The sequence below is a fragment of the Shewanella sp. ANA-3 genome, from assembly GCF_000203935.1.
Taxonomy (GTDB): Bacteria; Pseudomonadota; Gammaproteobacteria; order Enterobacterales; family Shewanellaceae; genus Shewanella.
Genome location: NC_008577.1, coordinates 2312576 through 2335074 on the forward strand (window position 1 = coordinate 2312576; position 22499 = coordinate 2335074).

Annotated in this window: 16 protein-coding genes; 9 read left to right on the top strand and 7 right to left on the bottom strand. The window is 47.8% G+C overall.

The features are described 5' to 3' along the window. Window positions 1-59: 59 nt before the first annotated feature. From SHEWANA3_RS10245 to cmoA, 7 genes are all read right to left on the bottom strand, one after another. Window positions 60-1259 (bottom strand): DUF3541 domain-containing protein, encoded by a 1200-nt coding sequence (locus SHEWANA3_RS10245; protein ID WP_011716943.1) that lies wholly within the window; start codon window positions 1257-1259, stop codon window positions 60-62. Next, window positions 1186-3126 carry a M3 family metallopeptidase gene (locus tag SHEWANA3_RS10250; RefSeq protein ID WP_011716944.1) on the bottom strand — a complete coding sequence of 647 codons (1941 nt, stop codon included), beginning with the start codon at window positions 3124-3126 and terminating at the stop codon, window positions 1186-1188. Before SHEWANA3_RS10250 ends, SHEWANA3_RS10245 begins: the two co-directional genes overlap by 74 nt. After that, a complete protein-coding gene (locus tag SHEWANA3_RS10255) occupies window positions 3101-4045 on the bottom strand; it encodes an alpha-L-glutamate ligase-like protein (RefSeq protein ID WP_011716945.1) in 945 nt (314 codons plus the stop codon). Before SHEWANA3_RS10255 ends, SHEWANA3_RS10250 begins: the two co-directional genes overlap by 26 nt. Continuing rightward, a complete protein-coding gene (locus SHEWANA3_RS10260) occupies window positions 4045-5553 on the bottom strand; it encodes a UUP1 family membrane protein (protein WP_011716946.1) in 1509 nt (502 codons plus the stop codon). The genes SHEWANA3_RS10255 and SHEWANA3_RS10260 overlap by 1 nt, the downstream gene beginning before the upstream one ends. Window positions 5554-5764: 211 nt before the next feature. After that, on the bottom strand, window positions 5765-6586 hold the full coding sequence (locus tag SHEWANA3_RS10265; RefSeq protein WP_011716947.1) for an ATP-dependent zinc protease: 822 nt from the start codon (window positions 6584-6586) through the stop codon (window positions 5765-5767). An 83-nt stretch (window positions 6587-6669) separates the two neighbouring features. Further along, the gene (gene cmoB, locus SHEWANA3_RS10270; protein ID WP_011622666.1) at window positions 6670-7662 is read right to left on the bottom strand and encodes a tRNA 5-methoxyuridine(34)/uridine 5-oxyacetic acid(34) synthase CmoB; all 993 of its coding nucleotides are present in this window, start codon (window positions 7660-7662) and stop codon (window positions 6670-6672) included. Next, the gene (gene cmoA, locus SHEWANA3_RS10275; protein WP_011622667.1) at window positions 7659-8390 is read right to left on the bottom strand and encodes a carboxy-S-adenosyl-L-methionine synthase CmoA; all 732 of its coding nucleotides are present in this window, start codon (window positions 8388-8390) and stop codon (window positions 7659-7661) included. Before cmoA ends, cmoB begins: the two co-directional genes overlap by 4 nt. Before the next feature lie 148 nt (window positions 8391-8538). Between cmoA and SHEWANA3_RS10280 the strand changes: the two genes are divergently transcribed. The 9 genes from SHEWANA3_RS10280 to SHEWANA3_RS10320 all read left to right on the top strand — a co-directional run bounded on the left by SHEWANA3_RS10280 (window position 8539) and on the right by SHEWANA3_RS10320 (window position 22499). Further along, window positions 8539-11352 carry a transporter substrate-binding domain-containing protein gene (locus tag SHEWANA3_RS10280; RefSeq protein WP_011716949.1) on the top strand — a complete coding sequence of 938 codons (2814 nt, stop codon included), beginning with the start codon at window positions 8539-8541 and terminating at the stop codon, window positions 11350-11352. 184 nt (window positions 11353-11536) lie between these two features. Further along, window positions 11537-13312 (top strand): aspartate--tRNA ligase, encoded by a 1776-nt coding sequence (gene aspS, locus SHEWANA3_RS10285; protein WP_011716950.1) that lies wholly within the window; start codon window positions 11537-11539, stop codon window positions 13310-13312. Window positions 13313-13528: 216 nt separating this feature from the next. Further along, on the top strand, window positions 13529-14275 hold the full coding sequence (locus SHEWANA3_RS10290) for a YebC/PmpR family DNA-binding transcriptional regulator (RefSeq protein WP_011622670.1): 747 nt from the start codon (window positions 13529-13531) through the stop codon (window positions 14273-14275). A 241-nt stretch (window positions 14276-14516) separates the two neighbouring features. Next, window positions 14517-15038, top strand: a complete 522-nt coding sequence (ruvC, locus tag SHEWANA3_RS10295) for a crossover junction endodeoxyribonuclease RuvC (RefSeq protein WP_011716951.1) — start codon at window positions 14517-14519, stop codon at window positions 15036-15038. Continuing rightward, a complete protein-coding gene (ruvA, locus tag SHEWANA3_RS10300; protein WP_011626232.1) occupies window positions 15035-15652 on the top strand; it encodes a Holliday junction branch migration protein RuvA in 618 nt (205 codons plus the stop codon). Before ruvC ends, ruvA begins: the two co-directional genes overlap by 4 nt. 120 nt (window positions 15653-15772) lie before the next feature. Then, entirely contained in the window at window positions 15773-16777 is a 1005-nt protein-coding gene (gene ruvB / locus SHEWANA3_RS10305; protein WP_011716952.1) for a Holliday junction branch migration DNA helicase RuvB, read from the top strand. Between the two features lie 974 nt (window positions 16778-17751). Beyond that, window positions 17752-20313: a TonB-dependent receptor gene (locus SHEWANA3_RS10310; protein ID WP_011716953.1), complete on the top strand. Its 2562-nt coding sequence runs from the start codon at window positions 17752-17754 to the stop codon at window positions 20311-20313. 197 nt (window positions 20314-20510) lie between these two features. Beyond that, complete coding sequence (locus SHEWANA3_RS10315) at window positions 20511-21191, top strand: response regulator transcription factor (protein ID WP_011716954.1); 681 nt, start codon at window positions 20511-20513, stop codon at window positions 21189-21191. Between the two features lie 180 nt (window positions 21192-21371). After that, window positions 21372-22499: a M14-type cytosolic carboxypeptidase gene (locus SHEWANA3_RS10320; protein WP_011716955.1), complete on the top strand. Its 1128-nt coding sequence runs from the start codon at window positions 21372-21374 to the stop codon at window positions 22497-22499.

A 22499-nucleotide genomic window follows, 5' to 3' on the forward strand; every position in this document is an offset into this window, starting at 1 on the left:
TATCCGTTGCAATGTGGCGGCGTGACAACCTCTGATCAGTAAGCTTTATGGGTAATGGATTAATCGATAACCTTAGGCGTCACGCCCATAGGTAAATACTTTTTTGTCGCGTTAAGTTCGTTAAGATAGGGGCCGGGATAGAGCGTCTCCGGCCAATTAAGCAACATTATCGCAAGCACATTGCGATGCTCACCAAGGGCTAAGTCAGGATTGCCCTTGGGTGAGGGGATAATTTGGCTGTTGGCATCAAACGAGTTGGCAATATAAGCCCGAGTTTGAGCCACGACAGGGTGGTCAGTTTTGCCCGCTAGCAGAAAACTAATGCCGACTTCGGCAATAATATCATCGGTCGCATCCTGTAAAATCCGCTCAATGTTGGCGTCAAAGTAATCCAAAATCCATGCAAATTCAGTGGTATCAACCCGATGCTGATAATATTCACTCGCGGCAAAGATAAAATGCGTCATGCCGTAGAGCTTATTGCGAAACTGTGCTTTGCTGAGAGTGGCATCGTGCGCGTCGGGGTAAACCCGAGTAAATGCCGTTTTATAATCCTCTAGATAATCTCCCACCCCCAATTGTTTGGCCCAATACACATAGTTAATCAGCTGCGCTGCCCAGGCTTTAATCATCGCGGGATCGGTCAAACCTTGGCGTAGGTCGGCCTTTTTGAGGGCTTGGATCATTTGACTATGGCATGGACCTGTAAAGCCTAACTCATCGATTCGACTGGCAAATCGCAGTAGTACATCGGAATAAAATAAAAATTCAGGAAAGGGCGCGAGGGCTTTTTTACGGGCCTTGGCTCTGGGGCCATTGCCCAGTTCTGCTATGGCGTTCTCTGAGGCTTGACGTACAAATTCAGGGTTATCCACTTGGCAGGCATAAAACGCTTGAGCTTCGGTTACCGCATAAAGATCGACTAACGCGGCGTTGGCGTATTGCTCATCGCCCGTCAGGCGATAGAGGCGGATCCCATAATGGCCCTGCACCCGAGGTGGGAGTGTATAGAGATGGGTTTCAAGGTTGTGTTGAATAAGCTGCGCAACGTCGCTTTGGCTTAATTCTGTTTTATCCGTGGTGTTTGGCTTGAGAAAGTTTTGTGAGTTCTCAAGCCCAGCGTGACTTAGGAGCGTGCTTTGCGAATTGGCGAAAGCACTCTGCGCGGTAAAGAAGGTTAAACCGCTAAAAAGCGCAATGGATAGTGTGAGTTTGTGTTTCGGTTGTGGTGTGTGGGTGATTTTCAGATCCTGAGACATGGATAATCCTTTGGATAAGCGCAGCGGCATCCACGGGTTCGCCAAGTATGGCGCGCAGTTGCTCGCTCAAGGTGAGTGCGGTCTCATTGACCACGAGGAGATTAAAAAGCCCAAGTTTATCTTGGCAGTCTTGGGTGGATTGATGGACAAGCGTCGCGAGCTTGGCTTGCCACAGGGATTGATAATAGCGTGGGCCTTCGCTGGCGATAGCATTGAAACTATATGGGTAATCAATCGCTTGCGCCCAGTTCGCCCCAAAGCTTTTGCTAAATTCAGCAGGTAAATCCGGATAGCTCTGCTGGTTTAAGGACTGGTAAAAGTTAAGTGCCACCTTAGCGCGAAAGACTTTAAGCTGAGTCGCATAGGCGCTTGCGAGCGTTTCCCTCGGTTGAATATATTGGGTATCAAATTGGGGAAATAGTGCTTGGCGTAACACCTTAGCGAGCCAAAGGCTTGGTAATTGATTGGTATCGAGCGTCGGGCCTAAGGTGTTGTTAAGGTAAAAATGACTGCCGCGTGCCAGCGAGGTTATCGCATCGGCAAGGGCTTGGGTAAAGCGTTCAATATCTTTGAAATTATTGAGTGTCGCGGGCAGCTCGAGCGCCTGTTGACCAAATTGCTGCCCAATCACACTTTGCCTGAGGGTGTGTTGACTGGCATTCCCAAGTTTATTCACTTCATCTTGAGCACCAATGGCCAGGTACACTTCCCCCAGTAATCTATCCATATGATAAACGCGGAGGATCTGTTGCTGCGCTTGTGCTGGTGCCGTTTGAGAAAGTACCGTTTGAGAAAGTGTCGTTTGCGTGGCTGTTGAATCTAGATGTTCGCCAATCACCTCAAAACGTAAACCAAACTCGCCTAAGGTTGTTAAGGCCTTGTCGAGTAGCTCTCGGGTATTGAGGGCGGTGGTTTGTGCACTGGGTAATTGCGATAAGGTACGGCCAAGATCCCAAGGGGCAACTTGAATCGCTTCGGTTTGGCTGTCGAGAAACGCTTTAACTAACTCAGGGGTATTGAGTAGCTGATCCTTGAGGCTGTAACTGGCGTAGTCGCTAAAACCTGCGTCATTGGCGAGGCGTTGACGCAGCTCGGCAATACGGTGTAAAGCGACTTGATTATGCTCCCTAGCTCGACCTTGATAGGCTTGCCATAGGGTTTGACGGCATTCGGCATCGGGTTGCTTTAACAGATAACTCGCGATAGTGCCTGAGAAGCGAGAGCTTGGCTGCTGCGCATCCTTATCAGATGTTTCTTCCTCGTTATTGGTCGTATTAACTTCGGCTACTTCATCTGTAAGCTGGCATTTATCTGCTTGAATATCCAGTTGAAATTGTTGGTTGCCCAAGCCTTGGCGAATGCTGGCCTGCGCCGTGTGCAGCTTGGCTTTATCCATAATGGATAAATGCTGGCGCAACAAAGCCGTTAATTGCTCACCGAGCAACACCTGTTCCTGATTTGCTGCATCATCATTTTCTGAAGCTGCTTGTGTCAGCTCAAACGCCAGTTGGCTAAATTCAGCTTGGTTTAGTAAGTGGCTCAGAGTGTCGGCCAAGCGCAACTGACACTGTAGTAAACCTTGGCGCTCATCCCCCGACAGCGGCAAACCTCGGTAGTAGGTGAGTCTGTCGTTGACGTTATTGAGCCCTATGGTTTGCTGCTCTAACACTAGGACCTTATCCGCCAGTGTTAAGGCAGATAGATTGCGGGTGCGAGCATAACTGGCGAAGGCGCCAGCCAAATCGATATTGGGTTGGCGCAAACACTGCTCAACCAGCAGCGGCACAGGGCTTGGCGCAGCATAGGCTGCACCGAGAGTGGATAAACACCAGCCAAACAGGCTAGCCGTTAAAATGGATTTTTGCATAGGCTACACGTTCTGCAACTGTCATTGAATGGGATGACATGGCTTCGACATGCTTAAGTCTAGGCAAAATGCCTTTTCCATTTGCAATCTGGATCGCCAGTCCCGGGCGTGCATTGAGTTCCAATAACAGCGGGCCTTTAGTCTGATCAAGCACCATATCCGTGCCTAAGTAACCCATCTCACACATCTCAAAGGCGCTCGATGCGGTATGCAGCAAGCTGTCCCAGTGGGGGACGACGATATCGGTGAGCTTTTTGCCTGTGTCTGGATGAAACTCAATTGGATCATCAAATTGCACAGCATGTAACCCTTTTCCCGTGGCAATGTCAACGCCCACACCCACGGCGCCTTGGTGCAAATTGGCCTTGCCATCGGAGGCGGCGGTGGAGAGCCTGAGCATCCCCATCACCGGAAACCCTTTAAAGACAATCAAGCGGATATCGGGCACGCCTTCATGGCTGTAACCGTCAAACACGGGATCGAATTCAATCAGCCCCTCGACAATCGCCACATCGGGTTTGCCGCCAAGGGAGAATAATCCGCTGAGGATATTGGAGACGTGTCTATCCAATTCCGATGGGCTGACCTCGTGTCCGCTGGGTTTATAGTAACGGCCCTGTTCGATATGAGTGATCACTAAAATGCCTTTACCACCAGAGCCCTTGGCAGGTTTGATCACAAACCCCGTGCGGCCTTTCACGCGCTCGGGAATGTGCACGATTTCGTGCTGCTCGCGCACAACGGCGATTAAATCGGGCACGGCAATATCATTAGCCAGTGCCAACTGTTTAGTCAGCAGCTTATCATCCACTCGTTTATAAAATTTACGCGGATTATAGCGACCAATGTAATCAATATTGCGTTTATTCATATTGAGCACGCCGCGCGCGCGAAGCTCCCATGGCCAAGCAATATTCATTAGGCATCCCCCGCGAGTGGTTTAAAGCGTTTGAGTTCCAGTAGGCGATAACCTGTGTATTGGCCCATTAATAGCACTAGGGCCAAAATCACTAAGTGGATCCCAAGGAAGTTAAATACCCAGTGTTGTACCCAACTGGCGCTCATAGCTAAGTAGGCGAGTGTGGCGACCATTAGACTGCCACCGCCTTGCACTATCACTTCTTTCGGGCCTTCTTCCTCCCAGAGGATAGACATACGTTCGATGGTCCACGCCAAAATAATCATCGGGAAGAAGGTAATCGTCAGTCCTTCGCTTAAACCGAATTTATAAGACAGCAAGGTAAAGACGCCGATAATGCCGATCACGACGATGATGACCGCCGATATTCGCGAGATCAGCAACAGATTTAATTGGGACAAATAGGAGCGGATCATTAGGCCGCAGGCCACGATCAGCAAGAAGCCGACTAAACCCGTGACTAAACTGGTCTGAATAAAGGCGAGGGCGATAAGGACTGGCATAAAGGTGCCCGAGGTCTTGACCCCAATAATCACCCGTAAAAACACCACCATCAGTACCCCAATAGGGATCAATAAAATGCCCTTGAATAGACTCTGCTCCTCCAGCGGTAATTGGTAGAGTGAGAAATCCAAGGCATTGTTATTCATCATCATATCGATGGAGGTCGCCAATGCCGAGCGGGTGTCTTGCAACATCGAGAAATGTACCTGCGAGTTCACTCCGCCCATCACATCGAGCACGGAATGGCCCGAGCGTTCCCACAGCAGTAAGTTCTCTGGACGACCTTGCTTGCCTTTAACCAAATCGAATAAGACCCACTCGCCGTTATGGAACACTTCCACAAAGGGCGAGAGGGATTGACGGCGGCGTTGATCTTCAAGGTAGAGCCCGCTGACTTCACGGGCGGGAATGCCCTTAGTTTGCAGCATATGCAAAAACACTTGCGTCGCGGTTTGGCTCGACAGCAATAGCTCCATATTCTGGCTGCGCTTAGTTGCAGTGATTGCATTCATCAATTGCTGGGCGAAGGATAAATTCGATGCGCTGCGCGTCCAAGTTTCGTTAATCACTTGCTCTGCAGCGGTCTTCTCGGTCGCGGGCCAGAGGTAAGGCTCTGGTTGACTGGGGATATTGTCGCTGTGGATTTGGGTCACACCCGTTGGCACTAGGGTCACTTTATAATAGAGATCTTGGCTGCCATAGGCTTCACGAATAGACCAAATTGCACGGCGCGCGTCCTTATCATCACTCACCGATAACCCAAAGCCTGGGGAGCTGGCGTTTTCGACCAAGACTTCATAGGCGGGATCCTGTGGTAAGGAGAAGGACACTTCGGCCGCATCGCCAGTGCCATCGAAACTGATTTTGGCGTCTACCGCCCAGCTTTGTACTTGCTCACCGGGTAGAAAAGGCACTTGATGCTTAACGCCGCGATAGATGCTGGCGCTTAAACCGATAATAAAAAGTAATGCCACCAAAATGTAAAAAGGTTTACGTGAATGCATACGTGTTTCCCATGTTGCGCCAATGGCCGAAAAGCGTGGGATTACCCCAGGGCATTGGCGGTTCGAACTCAACGTCACGCGTTAGATTGTCGCGTGGCGGGTTTTAGCTACGTCAGGCTGCGTCAGGTTGAGCGGCGATATCACAAGCTGACAGACCAATAAGCGCAAGCGGCTCTTATGCTCAGCTTGTAAAACGGCTTGGCTCAAGCGGTTATTTTTTGCCGCTGGAGACGATAGCTGACTCTGCTTTAGGTTGTTCAGGATCGGGTTGTTTGGGTTTGGGCGGTTTGGCTTTACCGTGCACATAGCGCTGGCCGACATCGACAACGGCGATATCTTTGATAAATTTACGGCCGAGCAATAAGGGATAGTCGAGGTGACTACGGTCGGTGAGGTTAAGATCTGTCTCTGCGGAATATTGGCCAATCTTAAGGTGCGCGTGGATCACGGGGCGGCGATCGTCCTTTTCATTGGCGTCCTGCTTAATGCGCACAAAACGCACGACCTTAGATTCGAAATTCGTCGCGGGCTGTTTTTCCCCTTGAGTATACACATCAAAGCGTACCCATTGGGCACCATCGCGCTCAAACAGCGTGATATTACGGGCATCGATGGAGGAGGACTCTGCGCCCGTATCAATGCGGGTGGCAAAACTGGCATTGAGTTCATCGATAAACACATTTTCGATTTCACCGAGTAAAAACTTATCCCCAAGGGCGGATTTGGGGCATTGGCTCGGCGCAGACGTCACCACCGCGGCTTGCTTTTGTGCGGTGAGGTTTTTCGCCGCTTGATTTAAGTGATTGATTTGCAGACTGAGCTGCTCGACTTGGCTGTTGAGTGTCGCAAGCGAGGTTAAATCCGCAGGCTGGCATTGCTGATTAATCGCAGCGACTAATTGATCTTGCTGCTGATTAAGACGGGTATTAAAGGTATCAGTATCGAGTGGTTTGGGGGCGTGGGCGGTCGGTTCTGTCGCTGCGCATCCCATTAAGCTGCTGGCAACGGCGATAGCGATCAACTGCTTTAGCATAGTACTTCCTATTGGCGTTAAAACGGGTTTTATGCCTAGGGTTTACCTAGGCATAAGCGTATTAGGCCACTGGAGCTAACTCGTTAGGTCAAATCTTGATTGGGTTGATTTTTCACCGCAATAATCGTTGCGCGTTTCGGCGCGGGGTAACCCTCGATAGTCTTAGTGATATCGTTAGGGTCAAGATATTCAACCAGTGACTCATTCGGCATCCAATCGGTTCGGCGCTGTTCTGCTAGGGCGGTGACATCGGTGTCGACACAACGTATGTCTGTGAAATCACACTTCTTTAGCCAGAGCATCAGGGCCGCGACGGATGGAATAAACCATACATTATTCATTTTCCCATATCTATCTTGAGGGACGAGTACGGCGTTTTCATCACCATCTATTACTAAAGTCTCTAACACTAATTCCCCACCCATGCGTAACTGATCACGTAATTGTAACAAGTGATCAATAGGCGAACGTCTGTGATACAAGACGCCCATGGAGAAAACCGTATCGAATGCATCCAGTGGTGGCAGCTCTTCAATGCCAAGTGGCAGTAAGTGCACCGGGTGATTTTCACCGCTCAGGCGCTTAACGGCTTCGAATTGGCATAAAAACAACGGTGAAGGGTCGATGCCCACCACCCGTTTTGCGCCCGCACCAAGCATGCGCCACATGTGATAGCCGCTGCCACAGCCGACATCGAGCACAGTGCGATTTTGCAAAGGAGAAATATGTGGGCTCACGCGATCCCACTTCCAATCGCTGCGCCATTCGGTATCGATATGAATGCCGTGGATATGAAATGGGCCTTTGCGCCAAGGCATAAACAAGCGCAGTAGGTTCTCAAGCTTTTCCTTTTCGCCGGGCGTGAGTTGCTCGCCAGTGCCGACGGTGACGCTGCTGACAAAGTCAACGCGATCTGGGGCAGGATAGTGCAGCTTATTGAGCACTTTTTCCCACTTGGGTAAGTTGCCGTGTTTATGTTCTCTTTGCCATTTGCCGAGGATGGCTGGCAAAGTCTCGAGCCAATGCTGCAAATTGGAATCGGCAATTTGTTGGTAAAAGGAGCTGAAACTGATCACTTGATGGCCACCATGGAAGAGAAATTAAAACATTGGAACCACAAGCTAAAGTGGCTAAACCCTTGGCGAGTCAAACGTTGCTGGTGGAGAGTTAAGGTATCGGGCTTCATCACGTTTTCGAGCGCGCTGCGCTTTTGACTGATTTCGAGCTCGCTGTAGCCATTGGCGCGTTTAAAGTCTAAGTGCAGCTCTTCGAGCACACTTTGAATAGGCGCATCATCGAAGCGAATTTTTTCCGACAGCACTAACAGACCGCCGGGATTCAAACCGTGATAAATCTTCGCGATCAGCGCTTCTCTGTCCTCTGGCGGTAAAAATTGCAGGGTAAAGTTAAGCACGACTAAAGAAGCGTTTTCGATGTGAATATCACGAATATCGCCGCAGATCAGCTCAACCTCAGTATCACTCACATAGGCATTGAGGTTTTCTTGGCAGCGCGTCACCATGGATTCGCTATTGTCCACGGCGATAATGCGGCAATCGCGGCCCTGGATTTGACGGCGAATACTTAAAGTGGCTGCGCCTAAAGAGCAACCTAAATCATAGACTTGGGTATTAGGCTTGACGAAACGATCCGCAAAATCGCCAATAGTATTGATAATTTGCGTATAGCCAGGCACCGAGCGGCGGATCATGTCACTAAAGACACCCGCGACACGATTATCAAACTGGAAATCGCTAATGTGTTCGCTCGCTTGAGCGTAGATAGTATCTTGGGAAGCGTTCATCTGGGAATATCTCGAAAATTCAGCCATGCATTTTAACGAATCCCGTTGACTAGCAGCAAGTCTCGGCTAGTAATTTGCCCGAAATTTCTGTCTAATATGCATCAATAACAAAGTATTTACATTGTACATCAAGTACTAGGGACCCCAGTTGAAGTTAGTGCTCCAGCTTATCGTGATCCTGTGTTGCATATTCATCAATAACGCAGTTAACGCCAGTCAAGGACAGACTGAGTCACTGATTGTGGTGATGGGGGAAGACAGCTTTCCCTATCAGTTTGTCGACAACGACGGCGAAGCCACGGGTTTATTAGTGGATCTGTGGAAGGAATGGGGCAAGCGTACCAATACACCATTAGTGTTTGTGGCGCGCCACTGGAATGAGTCATTACAGCAGTTGCAGCAGGGCAAAGCCCAAGTGCATATCGGTATGGGACAGACGCCCGAACGTGAGCAGTTATTTGATTTCGCAGAGCCTATTGCCGATGTCAGTACCTATCTTTACCTGCATAAATCCTTGCAGGGTAAAAAGTCCATTAAGGAACTTATTCCTTACCAAATCGGGATTGTGAGTGGCTCATCCCATGAGGCTGAGCTTCGCCGTATCGAGCCGAATTTAGTCTTCAAATATTATGAAAGCCGTGAAAAATTGCTGGCGGGGGTTGCAGCGGGCGAAACGGTCGTCTTTGCTGGACTCGATGGCTATCTACGCGATCCCGCATCAAGCCAAGCGATTGCGGGCAGTTTTCCCATCAGTGCGCGTATTCCAATCAAGGCCATGCAGTTTGTCCCCGCGGTGATGAAAGGCAATCAAGCTTTAGTCGAGAAGATTAATCAGGGCTTTCATTCACTCGATGCACGTTTTGTGCAACAAACCGAGCGCCGCTGGTTAGGCTATCACGGGCAAAAAGCGGGTCTTGTGGTGGCGATGCAGCTAGGCGTTGAGCCCTTTGTCGATTTAGGCGTCGATGGCTTGCCCCATGGATTTTATGTGGATCTCTGGCAACTATGGTCGGCGAAGACCGGCATTAATGTGGATTTTATCTCGGGCGACATGAATGCCAGTGTCAATGATGTGCGCCAAGGTTTAGCCGATGCGCATATTGGTTACCCTGAAAGTGACGAATTGAAAACTGGCTTAACCCGCGCATGGCAACTCTATACGGTGAAGAGTCGGTTGTTTTTATATCAGCAACAACTGACCGATTTACAGAGTTTAAAAGGCAAACGTATCGGTGTTGTGCCGACAGCGCCTTATCTCGTTGCGCTGCGTAAAGCGCTGCCCGATGTCACGCTGCGTTATTACGAAAATATGGACAGCATGGTCGCGGGTGCGCGCTCGGGCGAGATCGCAGGCTTTGTTGCCGCGGGTGCATGGACTTCCCACTATTTATTGCAAAATAAGGCTTGGTCCGAATTTCATCAATATCCTGAGCTTGAGTTTCCGACCGATGTGTATGTACTGACCCGCAGTGACGATCCCGGCTTAACCCAGCGCATTACTAATGGTTTTCGCAGTATTAGCATGCAGGAATTTGCCGAGGTAGAGCAGAAATGGATGCTTAATCCTAAGGATCGCATTTTTAACCAGAAGGGATTACACGGCGTTCAACTCTCAAGCAGTGAGCAAGATTACCTCTCGCAACTCGGTGAACTTAAACTCGGTTACTTGAAACAGTGGCCGCCAATGGAGTTTAGCGATGAGCAAGGCCAGTTTGCGGGGATTAATAGCGATGTCAGCCAGCTGCTAGCCGAGCAACTGCGGATTAATATTCAGCCCGTCGCCTTTGACGATTGGCATTCGTTGATCGGCGCCTTGCGTTCAGGCGAGATTGCACTGGCGGGCAGTATTGCTCAAACCGCCGAGCGCCAGCAATTTTTAACCTTTAGCGAACCCTACTGGCCATCGCCGTGGGGTTTAGTGTCGCAGCTTGAGCAAGTCTCGGTATTTAATCTGGCGCAATTGGCGGGACAAAGGGTTGCAGTGGTGGAGGGCTACCATCTGGTGGCGCAACTGATGGCATTGCAGCCTTCGCTCAAACTGGTGCTGGTGCCTGATACCCAGTCGGGACTCTCGGCGGTCAACGATGGCCATGCAGATGTGTTTATCGATAAAGTCGTGACGCTGGCCTCTGAGCTAAAAACGGGTCAATATCCGTTGCTGAAAATGTCACTCCTCAGTGACTTAGCCGATCAGCACAGCCACTTCGGACTTAATCCGCAGTATGCACCGTTGGTTCCCTTAATCAATCGCGTATTGGGGCAAATCGATCAACATACGCAGCAACAAATCTATTCCCATTGGGTGAGTTTTTCTTTAACGACGGATAACAGCCAATATCTGCAATGGATCCGTTATTTATTGCTCGGGGCGTTAGTGTTATCTGGCGTGATGGTGGCGGTTTTAGTCGTTAATCGTCGTTTAAACCTTGAGATTACTCGCCGAATTGCCGCTGAAAAGCGTTTGCAGCATGTTGCAAGCCACGATGCCTTAACCCAGTTGCCTAATAGGGCACTGTTGGATGATAGATTGTCACAGGCCTTACTTGCCCATCGGCGGGATCATAGCCATTTCGCCTTGTTGTTTATCGATTTAGATGGCTTTAAGCAAATTAACGATCAATATGGTCATCCTGTGGGGGATGCACTGCTATTAAAAGTGGCGGGATTATTGACCAAAGCCATTCGCAATTCTGATACAGTGGCAAGATTCGGCGGCGATGAGTTTGTGATCCTGCTAAATCGTGTGCAAGATCTCGATGCCGCGACCCAAGTTGCTGATAATATTCTGCACTCGTTATCGTCACCGTTTAGCATAGAAGGGGTGACTGTTGAGGTGGCTATCAGTATTGGCGTGGTCATTTATCCCCGCGATGGCGATACGGCCATCGAGTTAATGAAGAAAGCCGACCAACTGATGTATCAAGCCAAAACGGCGGGTGGCCGTTGCTACCGCCTAGCTTGATGATTTTTTGAACGCTTATACGCAGATAGTGCGTTCGCCTCTAGTCAAGGGCGTAAAACTGTTTGATACTTCACCGCCTAAAAGTGAAGTACTTTGGTAATCGGCATTATTTGACTATAATGCCGCTTTTATCTCGTTTTGATTATTTCCAAAGCACCGGTTTCCGGATAAAGGATAGAGTTAGATGCGCAGTCATTATTGTGGAGACGTCAATAAGTCTCACGTTGGACAAGAAGTTACCTTGGTAGGTTGGGTTAATCGTAGCCGTGATTTGGGTGGCGTGGTCTTTTTAGATTTAAGAGACAGAGAAGGTCTGGTCCAAGTGGTTTACGATCCAGATTTACCTGAGGTGTTCAATGTGGCCAGTACGCTGCGCGCCGAGTTTTGTGTGCAGGTAAAAGGCGTGGTTCGTGCCCGTCCTGATAGCCAAGTCAACGCGCAAATGAAGACCGGCGAAATTGAAGTATTAGGTAAAGAACTGACGATCATCAACAGTTCTGAGCCGCTGCCGCTGAGCTTAGATAACTATCAAAACAACAGTGAAGAGCAGCGTCTAAAGTACCGTTATTTAGATTTACGTCGCCCAGAAATGGCGCAGCGCTTAATGTTCCGCGCGAAAGTGACCAGTGCCGTGCGTCGTTTCCTCGACTCAAACGGCTTCTTAGATATCGAAACGCCTATTCTGACCAAGGCGACGCCAGAAGGTGCCCGTGACTATTTAGTGCCAAGCCGCACTTACAAAGGTCAATTCTTCGCGCTGCCACAATCACCACAGCTGTTTAAGCAGTTGCTGATGATGTCAGGCTTTGACCGTTACTATCAAATCGTAAAATGCTTCCGTGACGAAGATTTACGTGCTGACCGTCAGCCAGAATTTACTCAAATCGATATCGAAACCTCATTTATGACGTCTGAGCAGGTGATGGCTAAGACCGAAGAGATGATGCGTGGTCTGTTCCTTGAGATGCTGAACGTCGATTTAGGCGAATTCCCACGTATGACCTATAACGAAGCCATGCGTCGTTTCGGTTCAGATAAGCCAGATTTACGTAACCCATTAGAACTGGTTGACGTGGCTGACTTGCTCAAAGAAGTGGAGTTTGCGGTATTCTCAGGCCCAGCTAATGACGAAGAAGGCCGTGTTGCGGCGCTGCGTATTCCAGGTGGTGCGAGCTTATCCCGTAAGCAAATCGATGATTACACTAAGTTTGTCGGTATTTACGGTGCTAAAGGTTTAGCTTGGATGAAGCTAAACGACCTGACTCAAGGGTTAGAAGGCATTCAATCACCTGTGCTGAAGTTCTTGAACGAAGGCATTGTGAACGAAATCATCAGCCGTACTGGCGCACAAACGGGCGATATCATCCTGTTTGGTGCCGATAACGCGACTGTGGTTGCTGAATCTATGGGCGCACTGCGTCTTAAAGCCGGTGAAGACTTTAATCTGCTCGAAGGTCAATGGCGTCCACTGTGGGTGGTTGACTTCCCAATGTTTGAGAAGATCAACGGCAGCTTCCACGCGGTTCACCATCCGTTTACTGCGCCACGTGGCGTGACACCACAAGAGCTGGAAGCCAATCCGGCTAACCGTGTGTCAGATGCCTACGACATGGTATTAAACGGCTGTGAATTAGGTGGTGGTTCAGTTCGTATTCACAACCAAGAGATGCAATCTGCGGTATTCCGTATTCTTGGCATTACCGATGAAGAAGCGAAAGAGAAATTCGGCTTCTTACTCGAAGCGCTGCGCTACGGTACGCCACCACATGCGGGTCTGGCATTCGGTTTAGACCGTATTATCATGCTGATGACGGGCGCAAGCTCAATCCGTGATGTGATGGCTTTCCCGAAAACCACCACAGCGGCGTGTCCGTTAACCAATGCCCCAGGTTTTGCTAACCCACAACAATTAGCTGAACTAGGTATTTCCGTGGTGAAAGCCGCGAAGACTGAAGACTAATCTTTAGTGATTATCGAGTACCGAGGCGCAAGCCTCGGTCTATTTTTACCCCGTCATTTCATTTCTTATCAATATCTGCGTTATCGACGTCACTGAATTTGCCGTCAATCTTTGTGTAAAGGAACATTGGCTGTTGGAACCTCACAAGAGGCGCCGTCAAGGTTACCTTAGGCTATTGATAAGATGTGCAATGGCTATGTGTAGAGGAGAACTCCCATGGCAGGTCATAGTAAGTGGGCCAACATTAAACACCGCAAAGCAGCGCAAGATGCCAAACGCGGTAAACTCTTTACCAAATTTATCCGCGAGTTAACGGTTTCAGCCCGTGAAGGTGGCTCGGATCCCGATTCAAACCCGCGTCTGCGTATCGCTATCGATAAAGCGCTTGGCGGCAACATGACCCGCGACACCATTGAGCGCGCAATTAAACGTGGCGCCGGTGAGCTTGAAGGTCAGCAACTCGAAACCATTATTTACGAAGGCTATGGCCCTGGCGGCACCGCTGTGATGGTCGAGACCATGACAGATAACCGTAACCGTACCGTGAGCGGCGTGCGTAATGCCTTTAGTAAATCGGGTGGGAATTTAGGGACCGATGGTTCGGTTGCCTATTTGTTCACTAAGCGCGGCGTGTTGTCCTATGCGCCGGGTACTGATGAAGACGCCCTGATGGACGCGGCGCTAGAAGCGGGCGCCGAAGATGTGGTGAGTTACGATGATGGTGCAATTGACGTATTTACCGAACCGACCGAGTTTTATGGGGTGAAAGATGCCCTCGATGCGGCGGGATTTGTCAGTGATAACGCCGAAATCGCGATGATAGCCTCGACCAAAGCGGAGTTAGATGCCGAGACGGCGGAGAAGTTTATGCGTCTTATCGATACCCTCGAAGAGCACGATGATGTGCAAGAGGTGTATCATAATGCCGAAATCTCCGATGAGATTATGGAAAGTTTAGGGTAAACCCAAGCTGAAATTTGATTTTTATCTGAGTAGGTGGCCGGAACTGAGCTCGACAGAGCTTGGTTCTTACATAGAGCAAGCGTTTAACACTGAGCTTTGAACCAGCGTTTAGACACCGCATCTTGCTTATAGGGTCACCTTAAATTTACCTTTGATTTATTGATGTTTTTTGTGCTGTTGCTCGGCTTACAACCGCCGTTATCTAGGTTGAATAAAGTCGAGCACAGACATTAGGGATAGCATGGCGATTATTTTAGGGGTTGACCCTGGTTCTCGGATCACAGGTTACGGCGTTATCCAATGCCTAGGGCGACAGCAACTTTATTTGGGCAGCGGCTGCATTCGCACCTCGGGCGAGGATTTACCATTAAGACTCAAGCAAATCTTTGATGGGATCAGTGAAATTATTCGCCAATACCAACCCGATGAATTTGCGATTGAGCGGGTGTTTCTCGCCAAGAATGCCGACTCGGCCTTGAAATTGGGCCAAGCCCGTGGTGCGGCTATCGTGGCAGCGACAGTAGCCAACTTACCCGTTGCCGAATACAGTGCTACCCAAATTAAGAATGCGGTGGTCGGAACGGGGCGAGCCAAGAAAGAACAGGTTCAACATATGATCCAGCAATTGCTTAAGCTGCCCGCGGCGCCACAGGCCGACGCTGCGGATGCGCTCGGCGTTGCGGTATGTCATTATCACACCAATCAAAGTTTGGTCGCCTTAAGCGGCCGAGCGACAACAAGAACATATGGACGGTACAGATGATAGGTCGTTTACGTGGCGTGTTAATTGAAAAGCAAGCGCCAGAGGTGTTGATTGATGTCAATGGCGTGGGGTACGAGTTACAGATGCCCCTCACCAGCTTCTATGAACTCCCCGAGGTCAATCAACCGACCACAGTGTATACCCATTTTGTGGTGCGTGAAGATGCCCAGCTGCTTTACGGCTTTATCACTAAACAAGAGCGTTCACTGTTTCGCTTGCTTATCAAGGCCAACGGTGTGGGTCCTAAACTGGCGTTAACCATTCTTTCTGGCATGACCGCCAGCGAGTTTGTGGGCTGTGTCGAGCGTGATGATATAGTGACGCTGGTGAAATTACCCGGTGTCGGTAAAAAGACTGCCGAACGTTTATTGGTTGAGATGCGCGATAAATTGAAGAGCTTGATGGAGGCATCCGTAGGCTCTGAGCGTGAGTTCGTGCTGCAATCTAACTATTCACCGGCTCCGACGGTCAACAGTGCCGAAGAGGATGCGATTTCAGCCTTGATCTCCCTCGGCTATAAACCACCACAGGCGAGTAAAGCCGTTTCTGCCGCCTATAAAGAAGGCATGGACAGTGAGACCTTGATTAAGGCCGCGTTAAAATCGATGCTCTAATGGCATGGTTTTCATTAAGGCTAGTGTTATATTGCGGTACGCGATTTTTGCAGCCAGTTAGGTTGCAACTGCACCAAAATAGCAAGTGCCGTATGTCGATGCGGTAACAGGAATAGGTAAATGATTGAAGCAGATAGACTGATCCAGCCGCAGCTGCAAGGTCAAGACGATGTTATCGACAGGGCCATGCGCCCTAAATTGCTCGATGAATATACTGGGCAGGATGATACGCGTGCCCAATTAAAAGTGTTTATTCAAGCGGCAAAGAATCGCGAAGAAGCCTTAGACCATATGCTGATCTACGGCCCGCCGGGGTTAGGTAAAACCACCTTAGCCATGATCGTGGCTAATGAAATGGGGGTGAACATCAAATCGACGTCGGGGCCTGTGCTCGAGAAAGCCGGGGACTTGGCGGCGCTGCTCACCAATCTTGAGGCGGGGGATGTGCTTTTTATCGATGAAATTCACCGCTTAAGTCCTGTCGTCGAAGAAATTCTGTATCCTGCTATGGAAGACTATCAGCTGGATATTATGATTGGTGAGGGGCCTGCTGCACGCTCAATTAAGTTGGACCTACCGCCTTTTACCTTAGTGGGGGCGACCACGCGGGCAGGGGCGTTAACCTCTCCGCTAAGGGCGCGTTTTGGCATTCCACTGCGGCTCGAGTTTTATAATGTCAAAGATTTAAGCACTATTGTGACCCGTTCGGCACAGGTGATGGGATTGGCCATTGATAGTGAAGGGGCCACCGAAATTGCCAAACGCTCACGGGGAACACCGAGGATCGCCAACCGTTTACTGCGTCGAGTGCGTGACTATGCGGAAGTGAAACACGACGGTGCTGTAACGCAAAAAGTTGCGGAGCAGGCGCTTGATTTACTCGATGTCGATGGCGAAGGTTTCGATTATATGGATCGAAAACTGCTGCTTGCTATTATCGATAAGTTTATGGGAGGCCCTGTAGGGCTTGATAACCTTGCCGCGGCTATTGGTGAGGAGCGTGAAACCATTGAAGATGTATTGGAGCCTTTCCTTATCCAACAAGGCTTTATCCAACGTACTCCACGTGGTCGTATTGCCACAACCCGAGCCTATCTGCATTTTGGCATGATAAAACCAGAGTAACATCCAAGAAGGATGACCTTGTTAACAAAAAGCGGCCTTGGCCGCTTTTTGTTTTTACCGATTTTATTATTGTCCTTTTTGTCACCAGATAATGTTGCCGCTAGAACGAACCACATCCAAATCATTAAGATGAATATTATTTAATGAATGTCGGTTTCACTTAATTGACTATGACGCAGACTAGTCATTGGAGTGCTGTTTTTATTTAAGTTTATTCGGTTAAATAATAATCTTATTTTGTTTATAAATAATATTTAATCTAATGAATTAACAATAATAAAACAAATGTATTTATATGTTGAGTTGAAACAACTCGGAATGACATTTGTATTGTTTATAAAAACAGCATTCAGAGTAGGGTGGTTCAACGCTTTCTTATTCCGTAGATGCTGTTTATTTCCGCTTTTTAACCCTTATCTCATCCTAAAGCACCTCATATTTATGCTTGTTCCAAATTGGCGATGAATTGTTGCATTTGTGTGTATTGCACACTTGCGGTGCATAAAAATCACAATTTATTCATTTTGTATCAGTGCGCGCTGTGAAATCCCTGATTTTTACACGATTCATTCTGTTGCAATGATTACCAATATGCATATTTCTCCATAATTAATCGACATATGGTTCTGTGTGCTAGATAGTTATCATGCAAAAAAGTGTGACACACATCACATATTTGAGGTAATCCAATGTTTGTTAAATGTTATTTTCTTAACAGTTTAAATCACTGTTAATTACTTAAATATACGGTTTTTAATGCTGTTAATAAGGGTTGATTTGTATTTGGTATTTGAATTAAACAAATAAGTTACAACATCCATCACGATGATAAACAAAATGACTTTTAAAGTTAAAAAAATGAAGATTGACTGAATGAAAGTGAATCCTCAGTATCAAGCGCAACAGTCGTACAGCAAATTGTCGTACAAACTGTAAGCATAAAAATAATAGTAAGATCTAGGGAGCATTCATTCATGATCAAAAGAACCAAAGTTGCGTCGGCTATTAATTTAGCTGTCGTTAGCTCAATTGCTGCTGGTACCTTTGTAGCATCAAGCGCATTTGCAGCTGAAGAGACTGCAAAAGTAGAACGTATTGAAGTCACGGGTTCACGTATTCAACGTCAAGATATGGAAACAGCTTCTCCTGTTACCGTTATTGATGCTGCTGCAATTAAAGCCGAAGGCTTTACCTCTGTAGACCAAATGTTGCAAGTTCAAACCTCTATGGCGGGTGCTGCGGTTGGTTCAACCACCAACAACGGTGCGGACGGTGTTGCACAAGTTGACTTACGTGGTATGGGCTCGCAACGTACTCTCGTATTGCTGAACGGTCGTCGTATGGTGAACTCAGGTTCAGGTGCTGACAGTGCTGTGGATTTAAACTCTATCCCAGTTGCTATGATCGCTCGCGTTGAAATCCTGAAAGACGGCGCTTCAGCGGTATACGGTTCTGATGCGATTGCCGGTGTAGTTAACATCATCACTAAGAAAGATTTCGATGGTTTCCAATTAGACTTTAACGGCAGCGGTACCGACAAAGGTGACGGCGAAAACGGTGACATCAGCGCATTGTACGGCTTCAATACTGAAGGCGGTAACTATACCTTTGGTGCGGCTTACTCAGATCGTCGTGGTGTAGTTCAAGGTGACCGTGATTGGTATGATCCACTGGACAATACCAGTTCTATCATCCCAACGGGTGCTTTAAATCAAAAAGTTATCGATGCCAACGGTAATTGGGTTAAAAGAACTTCGACTTATGACTACTCAAATGATGTCTATTTCCAAACACCAAGTGAGCGCCGTAGCTTATTTGCAAATATGACGCAAGAGCTAGGCAATGATGTTGTTCTGACTGCGGATGCTATTTATACCAATCGCCGTTCTAACCAACAGCTTGCAGCACAGCCAGCTCAAATCAAATTGAATGTGTGTGGTGATCCAAGAGTTACCGATCCTACAGCAGGATGTCTGACCCTTGACCAAGGCATGATTGATGCTGGTATTGAAGCTGATGCCCGTGGACAAGTGCAATACAATAGACGTATGAAGGATGTTGGCCCGCGTATTTATAACCAAGATACTGATACTTGGCGTTTATCAGCTGGTTTAGCAGGTTCTTTAGACGTTCATACGGGTATGAATTGGAATGTGGATTACACATTTGGTAAGAACGAAGCTAAGACAGGTGTTGCTAACTCTATTAACGCAACATTGATGGCTAATTCAATCTATGCCGACCCATATGCTTGGTTTGAAGGTTCTCCTTTGACTGATGAGATGAAGGATGTTTCTTATGATCAGCAAGAGACGGGTGGTAATGAGCAGCAAACATTATCTGCAGGCTTAAACGGTGAATTATTCGATCTGAGTGCTGGAGCCGTGGGTTTCGCTATTGGTGCTGAATACCGTCGTGAAAGTGGTTTCTACAATCCAGATGCAATTGTTGTTGCAGGTGACAGTACTGCCGCTCAACAAGATCCTACAAGTGGCAACTACAACGTTATTTCTATCTTCCAAGAAGTGAGCGTGCCATTTACGGAAAAACTAACGGGTGAATTTGCACTACGCTTAGACGATTACTCTACTTTCGGTAAAGCGACTACTTGGAAAATTGGTTTAACCTACACTGCAACAGATGAGCTGATGGTTCGCACTGTAGCTGCTACCGGTTTCCGTGCTCCTAGCGTTGCTGAGCTATATGGCGGTAACTCAGGTTCATTTGATTATTTAACTAATCCTTGGTTACCTATGAGTGATCAAACTGGACAGATTTTAGTTAACCGTACATCTGATCCAGATTTGAAACCTGAAGAGTCAGAATCTTACACTGCAGGCTTAGTATATTCGCCAAGCTATATTGATGGCATGTCAATTACCCTTGACTACTGGCGCTTCAAAGTCACTGATGCAATTGCTCGTGCAGACGTGCAAGTTGGTTTAGACGCGTGTCATGGTGGTGATACAGAAGCTTGTAGCACATTCAATATCACAGCTGATGGTGACTTATTCAACTTAACAAGTGCACTGACTAACGTAGGCTCACAGGACACCAGCGGTGTTGACTTCAACTTAGCTTATAACTTTGAGCTACTTGGTTTAGATTGGAAAGTGAGTAACGATACTACTTACTTGATTAAGTTCGAACAGGATGGTGAAAACTATACTGGCACAATCGATGGTAATACGGGAGCTTATGCCCGCGTACGTAACAACTTCAGCATCTCTGCAGGTCAAGATGATTGGAGCGTGATGTACTTCAACCGTTATATCAGATCAATGGATGATGTTTACACTGACTATGATGCGAACGATAACCCATTCGTTGCAGTAAGAGGTGTAGATTCAATTCTGTATCACAACATTTCTGGTACTTACCATGTAAATGACAGCACAACTGTTAGTTTAGGTGTGAAGAACTTTACTGATGAGAAACCTCTTTACGTAACTAACGGCAGTGATGCTGGTACTGTTCCAGAAGTTTACGACACTATCGGCCGTACTATTTACGGTGGTGTAACAGTTAAGTTCTAATCTAAAATAGAACCAACCTTTAAAAAGCGCCTTCGGGCGCTTTTTTGTTTTGGTGCAAAAGGTTACAAGCCGTTATCTATCGCTGCCAACTTGATCACAATTAAGCGAATACTGATTTTTAATCATCTTCTAATGCTAGAGACATATTTTAAGTTATGGTAACATAAATGATATTGATTCTCGTTTGGTGTTTAGGGATGAGTAAAATACTGTTAGTCGATGATGATCCATTATTCAGAGTTTGGTTAACTGAAGCGCTTAAAGCACAGGGACATGAAGTTGAATGTGCCGTAAACGGCGTTGAAGGGCTCAAACGTATTCGCAGCTTTAGGCCTGATATTATTATGCTCGATCTGGTGATGCCGCAAATGGATGGTTTCTCACTACTAGAGGCGAGGGACTGTATAACGCCTATCATGATGTTATCTGCCCGTGATAATGAGGCTGACAGGATCCGAAGCTACGAGCTTGGTGCGGATGATTTCTTAACGAAACCCTTTAGCATTAGAGAGTTATTGGTGCGTTTGCATGCCTTAGAGCGTCGATTAATCCCGCGCGCCACAGAGCCAATGGCAATCGAGCAGGCGACAATCCAGCCGGTCAAATTCGATGAGGCTGCTTATAGGATCACTATTGGTAAAAATGCCGTGGAGCTCACCCAAACCGAGTTTAGGTTGTTTAAGTATCTGTTCGAGCGTAAGGGGCAAGTGATCACTAAGCAAGAGCTGCAAAAATCCGTATTGCAGAAGGACTTAGGCCGTTTTGATCGTAACTTGGATATGCATATTAGTAATACAAGGCGCAAACTGGCGAATACCCGTTTACCGCGGACATTAATCAATACGGTCCGTGGTCAAGGGTACAGTTTTTCCGCTTGATGTGTTGTGAGAGGTTAACAAACTAGGCACTGATGAATTACAGTGCGACTGCTGGCTTCTTAGGCAATTTTAGTCGCTTTCATTTTCCCCTGATACGGATTTGGTTTATTCTAACGGGCATTATAGGTGATGCGTATTCAGCATCATTACCCTCACATGAATAACCAAGTAGGAATCATTATGCGGATCAGTGCCAATTTTGATGGCGGAAATATCCAAGTCATTAATCTTGATAATAAAGATGATATTCAACTGGCAATCCGTCCCGATGCGGGCGGTGAGTTTTATCAATGGTTCAACTTCCGATTCGAAGGTGAGGTGGGTAATCAATACACCTTAAATATCATCAATGCGGGCACCGCTTCCTATCCTAAGGGCTGGCAAGATTACCATGCGGTCGCCAGTTACGATCGCCAGCATTGGTTCCGTGTGCCAACCCAATATATCGATGGCAAACTGAGCATTCAGTTAGCGCTTGATTGTGATGCGATTCAAATCGCCTACTTTGCACCCTACAGCTACGAGCGTCACTTAGATTTACTCAGCAACGCACAATTGCATCCCGATGTTAATCTTGAGCATTTAGGTCTGACCTTAGATGGCCGCGATATCACCCTGATGAAAGTGGGCGATGGCAATCCTGATAAACGCAATATCTGGATCACTGCGAGACAACATCCCGGTGAAACCATGGCGGAATGGTTAGTCGAAGGCTTAGTGAATCGTCTGCTGGATAACGATTGTCCAACGGCAAAAGCGCTGCTCGATAAAGCGAATTTCTACATAGTGCCTAACATGAACCCGGATGGCAGCGTAAGAGGCCATCTGCGTACCAATGCGATTGGGGTTAACCTTAACCGTGAATGGCAAACTCCGAGCTTAGAAAGAAGCCCTGAGGTCTACCATGTAGTGCATAAGATGCAGCAAACGGGCGTGGATTTGTTTTACGATGTCCATGGTGATGAAGGCTTGCCCTATGTATTCCTCGCGGGTTGTGAGGGTGTGCCTGCTTACAATGAACGATTGGCACAGCTGCAAGCTGATTTTAGTCAGGCATTAACCTTGGCCAGTGCCGATTTCCAAACCGAGTTTGGTTACGCTAAAGACGAGCCAGGTCAAGCCAACTTGACCGTGGCCTCTAATTGGGTAGCACAAACCTTCGATTGCTTGTCGAACACCTTAGAAATGCCTTTTAAAGACAACAACAACCTGCAGGATCCGTTTGTGGGTTGGTCGCCAGAGCGAAGCATTTACTTAGGCGAAGCTTCATTGATTGCCATGCTCGCCGTGGTTGATAAGTTAAGATAG

Bases quoted from the DNA above. Each gene is read 5' to 3' on its own strand.
- SHEWANA3_RS10265 (WP_011716947.1), bottom strand. From the start codon at position 6,586: ATGCTAAAGCAGTTGATCGCTATCGCCGTTGCCAGCAGCTTAATGGGA.
- SHEWANA3_RS10260 (WP_011716946.1), bottom strand. From the start codon at position 5,553: ATGCATTCACGTAAACCTTTTTACATTTTGGTGGCATTACTTTTTATT.
- SHEWANA3_RS10250 (WP_011716944.1), bottom strand. From the start codon at position 3,126: ATGCAAAAATCCATTTTAACGGCTAGCCTGTTTGGCTGGTGTTTATCC.
- ruvA (WP_011626232.1), top strand. From the start codon at position 15,035: ATGATAGGTCGTTTACGTGGCGTGTTAATTGAAAAGCAAGCGCCAGAG.
- SHEWANA3_RS10315 (WP_011716954.1), top strand. From the start codon at position 20,511: ATGAGTAAAATACTGTTAGTCGATGATGATCCATTATTCAGAGTTTGG.
- ruvC (WP_011716951.1), top strand. From the start codon at position 14,517: ATGGCGATTATTTTAGGGGTTGACCCTGGTTCTCGGATCACAGGTTAC.
- SHEWANA3_RS10320 (WP_011716955.1), top strand. From the start codon at position 21,372: ATGCGGATCAGTGCCAATTTTGATGGCGGAAATATCCAAGTCATTAAT.
- cmoA (WP_011622667.1), bottom strand. From the start codon at position 8,390: ATGAACGCTTCCCAAGATACTATCTACGCTCAAGCGAGCGAACACATT.
- SHEWANA3_RS10245 (WP_011716943.1), bottom strand. From the start codon at position 1,259: ATGTCTCAGGATCTGAAAATCACCCACACACCACAACCGAAACACAAA.
- SHEWANA3_RS10290 (WP_011622670.1), top strand. From the start codon at position 13,529: ATGGCAGGTCATAGTAAGTGGGCCAACATTAAACACCGCAAAGCAGCG.
- ruvB (WP_011716952.1), top strand. From the start codon at position 15,773: ATGATTGAAGCAGATAGACTGATCCAGCCGCAGCTGCAAGGTCAAGAC.
- aspS (WP_011716950.1), top strand. From the start codon at position 11,537: ATGCGCAGTCATTATTGTGGAGACGTCAATAAGTCTCACGTTGGACAA.
- SHEWANA3_RS10255 (WP_011716945.1), bottom strand. From the start codon at position 4,045: ATGAATATTGCTTGGCCATGGGAGCTTCGCGCGCGCGGCGTGCTCAAT.
- SHEWANA3_RS10310 (WP_011716953.1), top strand. From the start codon at position 17,752: ATGATCAAAAGAACCAAAGTTGCGTCGGCTATTAATTTAGCTGTCGTT.